Genomic DNA, 1,418 nt, shown 5'->3' with positions numbered 1-1,418 from the left:
TATACACAACATCAGCACCCACTGCACCCGCACCGAATTCGTCGGCACCACCGTCCTCGACACCATCGGCCTCGTCATCTCCGGCATAGATGACACCTTACTATCCACCATGAACATCAGCACCAAATACCACACCCTCGGTCTCTTCAGCTCCCGGACCGGAGCCGCCGGTCAGATCACCGCAATAGACGACGCAGTCAAAGCCACCAACACCGAAGTCCTCTCCATCGAATTTCCAAGAGACACCAAGGGCTGGGGCGGCCATGGCAACTACATCGTGATCGGCGGTAACGATGTTTCCGATGTACGCCACGCGATCGAACTCGCACTTGAACTCACGAAAAAAAATGCCGGAGAGCTGTACATCAGCGACTCCGGACATCTTGAATTTACATTTTCCGCCAGCGCAGGCGCAGCCCTGCAAAAAGCTTTCCACGCTGTACCGGGACAGGCTTTCGGCTTCATGGCAGGATCCCCTGCTGCGATCGGCCTCGTCATGGCTGACGCCGCAATGAAAGCTTCCGCCGTCAACATCGCCTGCTACATGACCCCAAGCATCGGCACCAGCCACTCCAATGAGGTCATCCTCGGTATCTCCGGCGATGCCAGTGCTGTCAAAGCCGCCGTCCTCGAAGCCCGCCAGGTCGGCCTCGAACTCCTCATCGGCATGGGCAGCTACCCCGAAATCCCCGGTACACCGTACCTGTAAATCAAAAAAGCCCGCGCCCCACACCACTCATCCAACCGACAAGTGGTCCTGGGGTACAGGCTTTTTATTATATTCATTAATAATTGAATTTAGTTAAGCTGGTAAACATCTGCATACTGCAGTCCGAAGCTCAGTGCCTCGCTGTGGCTGCTGCAGTAGATATCTACGTGTCCGTATGGAGTTCCAAGGTCTTCTACGGTGTAAACGTTGCCGTTGATGAGAAGTTTGGTTCCGAACGGTACGCCTGCCATGGCTACGGTACGTCCTGCTACCGGCATGGTTCCGCTGGCTGTTGCGTTTCCTGCTGTTCCGCAGCAGATCGCACAGTTACAGTAAGCAGTCAGCTTGAAGTTTCCAAGGTAAGTTCCCTGACTGGAGTCAGAAGAAGAACTGCTGTCGCTGGAAGATGTATCGCTGCTGTCAGAAGAACTGTCAGAGCTTGTATCCTCGCTGGAATCATCTGTATAAGAATCATCACTGGAAGTATCCTCTGTTTCATCTGTATACTGGCTGTCATCATCGATAGTTCCTGCATTATCATCCTCAGAATAATCATCGGAGCTGTCAGAAGAACTATCCTCTGTGTAGGAATCATCACTCTCATCATAGGACTCGTCCTCAGAGTAATCCTCGTCACTGGATGCATCCTCGCTGTAATCAGAAGAATCCTCCTCATTTGCAGCTTCTGCTGCCGCTGCCTCGGCTGCTG

Annotated in this window: 1 protein-coding gene and 1 pseudogene; one reads left to right on the top strand and one right to left on the bottom strand. The window is 53.1% G+C overall.

Features of this window, described 5'->3' with window-relative positions; translation table 11 throughout:
• Window position 1: 1 nt before the first annotated feature.
• A complete protein-coding gene (gene pduB, locus QZL69_RS04370; RefSeq protein ID WP_291518263.1) occupies window positions 2-709 on the top strand; it encodes a microcompartment protein PduB in 708 nt (235 codons plus the stop codon).
• 89 nt (window positions 710-798) lie between these two features.
• Here pduB and QZL69_RS04365 read toward each other — a convergent pair.
• Window positions 799-1,418 (bottom strand): annotated as a pseudogene (locus tag QZL69_RS04365) (3D domain-containing protein); the annotation flags it as partial.

Source organism: Blautia sp. CAG:237, from assembly GCF_000436615.1.
Lineage (GTDB): Bacteria > Bacillota > Clostridia > Lachnospirales > Lachnospiraceae > Blautia_A > Blautia_A intestinihominis.
This window is presented reverse-complemented; position numbering and strand designations above follow the sequence as displayed.